3 protein-coding genes are annotated in these 3,374 nt (G+C 75.6%); 1 reads left to right on the top strand and 2 read right to left on the bottom strand.

Going from position 1 to position 3,374, the window contains the following annotated elements:
* Both DMH12_RS37830 and DMH12_RS37825 read right to left on the bottom strand, forming a co-directional pair.
* A partial coding sequence (locus tag DMH12_RS37830) for a molybdopterin oxidoreductase family protein (RefSeq protein WP_260474493.1) occupies positions 1 to 2,053 on the bottom strand: 2,053 nt, incomplete at its 3' end.
* A gap of 119 nt (positions 2,054 to 2,172) precedes the next feature.
* Positions 2,173 to 2,859, bottom strand: coding sequence for a vancomycin high temperature exclusion protein (locus DMH12_RS37825; RefSeq protein WP_125495781.1), 687 nt, complete (start codon positions 2,857 to 2,859; stop codon positions 2,173 to 2,175).
* 164 nt (positions 2,860 to 3,023) lie between these two features.
* Between DMH12_RS37825 and DMH12_RS37820 the strand changes: the two genes are divergently transcribed.
* On the top strand, positions 3,024 to 3,374 hold a 351-nt coding region (locus DMH12_RS37820), incomplete at its 3' end, for a CbiX/SirB N-terminal domain-containing protein (RefSeq protein ID WP_185832774.1).

Raw genomic sequence — 3,374 nt, 5'->3', positions numbered from 1 at the left:
CCGACTGCGCATTCGTCGTGGCTGGTCGCGCCCCCCCGGGGGGGCCGCGTCCCCCCCCGCCGCCCTGGCGCCGCCCGGGGGGAGGGGCCCCCTCGACGAGGAGCCCCCGGCCGACGGGGGCTACCCCGAAAAGTCCCCATCGGCCCTCTCCCCCTCCGGCCAGCGGGTCCCCCTCCGCCGCCCCGAGCCGCGCCGCCAGCCGCGGGTGCAGCTCCACGAACGGGCCGGGCGCGGCGGCGTTCAGCTCGGCCACCCGCCGGGTCTGCGCCCCGGACTGGTACTGCGCCACGACCCGCCCCGTGGTCAGCAGCACCGGATACGCGTCGTCCGGCTCCTCGGCGCTCGGCCGGTGCGCGACGGGCACGAACCTGGCCCGGCCGTCGTCGGTGGCGAAGCGGTCCAGGAAGAGACGCGGGGTCCCCGGATGCGGGGGAGTGTCCTCCGTCGGCGCCGGGCACGGCCAGAACACGCCGTTCTCCTCCGCGAGCCGCCGGTAGTCGATCCCCGAGTAGTCCGCCGGGCCGCCGGCGCTGGCCCGGCGCAGCTCGTCGAAGACCTCCTCGGGCTCGGTCGGGAACCCCTTCTCCACACCCAGCCGCCCGGCCAGGCCGTGCAGCACCTCCAGGTCGCTGCGGACCCCGTCCGGCGGCGTGATCGCACGCCGCCGCAGCAGCACCCGCCCCTCAAGACTCGTCGTCGTCCCCGTCTCCTCCGCCCACTGCGTCACCGGCAGCACCACGTCCGCCAGCGCCGCCGTCTCGGAGAGCACCACGTCGCACACCGCCAGGAAGTCCAGCGACCGCAGCCGCCCCTCGACGTGCGCGGCCCGGGGCGCCGACACCACCGGATTGGACCCCATCACCAGCAGCGCCCCGATGTCCGTCCCCAGCGCGTCCAGCAGCTCGTACGCACTGCGCCCCGGCCCCGGCAGCGAGTCCGGGTCCACGCCCCACACCTCGGCCACGTGGAGCCGCGCCGCCGGGTCCGTCAGCTTGCGGTAGCCCGGCAACTGGTCGGCCTTCTGCCCGTGTTCGCGCCCGCCCTGCCCGTTGCCCTGCCCGGTCAGACAGCCGTACCCGGACAGCGGCCGCCCGGCCCGCCCGGTCGCCAGGCACAGGTTGATCCACGCGCCCACCGTGTCCGTGCCCTTGGCCTGCTGCTCCGGCCCCCGCGCGGTGAGCACCATGGCCGCCTCCGGCGCGCAGAACAGCCGCACCGCCTCCCGCAGCTCCGGAACGGACACCCCCGTGATCCGCTCCACGTACTCCGGCCAGTGCGCCATCGCCGCCGCCCGTGCCTCCTCCCAGCCGGCCGTGCGCTCCTCGACGTACCGCTCGTCCACCCGCCCCTCGGCCACCACCAGGTGCAGCATGCCCAGCGCCAGCGCCAGGTCGGTGCCGGGCCTCGGCGCCAGGTGCAGGTCGGCCTGTTCGGCGGTCTTCGTGCGGCGCGGGTCGACGACGATCAGGGTGCCGCCGTTCTCCCGCAGCTCGGTGAAGTACCGCAGGGACGGCGGCATCGTCTCCGCCGGGTTCGACCCCACGAGGATCACGCAGCCGGTCTTCGGGATGTCCTCCAGCGGGAAGGGCAGCCCCCGGTCGAGCCCGAACGCCTTCGTCCCGGCCGCCGCCGCCGACGACATGCAGAACCGGCCGTTGTAGTCGATCTGCGAGGTGCCCAGCACCACCCGGGCGAACTTGCCCAGCGTGTACGCCTTCTCGTTGGTCAGTCCGCCCCCGCCGAACACCCCCACCGCGTCCGCGCCGCGCTCCGCCCGGGTGCGGGCCAGGTTCCCGGCGATCCGGTCCAGCGCCTCGTCCCAGCCGGCCGGCACCAGCTCGCCGCCGTCGGAACGCACCAGCGGCGACGTCAGCCGCGCCCCCGACGCGAGCACCTCCGGCGCCGTACGCCCCTTGCCGCACAGCGCGCCCCGGTTCACCGGGAAGTCCGCGCGCTCGCTCACCTCGACGGTCCCGTCGGCGGCGGGCGTCAGATTCATCCCGCACTGCAGCGCGCAGTACGGGCAGTGCGTGGGCGTGGCGGTGTTCTGCATGCCGTCCAGCCTGCGGCTTCCGTGTTACGCGGCCGGGCGGCGCTCTGTTACACCGCCGGGACGGCGACCTCCCCGCCGCCCTCGGGCCACGGTGAGGGGGCGGCTCATCCGGCCCCGGCTCATCCGGCGTCGGCCAGGGCCCGCGCCACCCCCGGCTCCTGCGGCCCGAGGAAGCGCGGGTCCGGCTCGACCGCCGCGTCCAGCGCCGCCTTGCCCGCCGCGAGGACCTCCCGGGCGCCCCCGTAGTACCAGGTCGCGTCGTGACGCTCGTCCACCCCGACGCCGTACGACGCCACCCCCGCCTCCTGGCAGAGCGCGACCGCCCGCCGGATGTGGAAGCCCTGGCTGATCAGTACGGCCCGGTCCACCCCGAAGATCTTCTTCGCGCGGACGCAGGAGTCCCAGGTGTCGAAGCCCGCGTAGTCGCTGACGATCCGCCCGTCGGGCACTCCGTGCCGCACGAGGTAGCCGCGCATGGCGTCCGGCTCGTCGTACTCCTCCCGGCTGTTGTCCCCGGTGACGAGCACCACCTCGATCCGCCCCGCGCGGTACAGCTCGGCCGCCGCGTCCAGCCGGTGCGCCAGGTACGGCGACGGCTCGCCCTCCCACAGCCCGGCGCCGAAGACGACGGCGACCTCGGTGCGCGGCACGTCGGCCGTGGTGCGCAGCCGGTCGCCGGTGACCAGGTGCATCCACGTCGCGGGCAGCAGCGCCAGCACGCACGCCGCCACCACCGCCTGGATCAGCCGCCGCTGCCCCGTGCGGGTGCGCGGCAGGCGCGGTCTGCGAAGTGTCGGGCGACGCATCGGACGGTTCCCTCCCCGGTCGGTCACTGCCCTCAGGGACGTACCTGAGCGCCTTCCGGTTCGCCGGACGCTCACACGCGGTGGGCGGCGGCGTGTGAACCGGAGGAAAATTGTCGTGACGCCCACGCAACGGGAAGGCAACGTCACCCGGCCACGATCGGTGCATGACGGTGATGACAGTGACGGGCAGCACGAGCACGCGGGCCACCGGCGGAGCACCCGCCCTGGTGGCCGTCGCCCACGGCAGCCGCGACCCGCGCGCCCTGAGCACCGTGAGCGCCCTCCTCGACCGGGTCCGCGCCCTGCGCCCCGGCCTGCCGGTGCACCTCGGCCACATCGAGCTGAACGAACCCCTGCTCCCCGACACGCTGGCCGCCCTCGGCGACGGGCCCGCGGTCCTCGTCCCGCTCCTGCTCAGCCGCGGCCACCACGTCAAACGCGACATCCCCGACATGGCCGCCGCCTCCCCGGCCCGCACCCGGGTCGCCGCCCCGCTCGGCCCGCACCCCCTGCTC

Source organism: Streptomyces sp. WAC 04229 (assembly GCF_003947455.1).
GTDB lineage: Bacteria > Actinomycetota > Actinomycetes > Streptomycetales > Streptomycetaceae > Streptomyces.
Note: the sequence above shows the minus strand (reverse complement) of the source record. Positions and strands in the feature narration are given on the sequence as shown.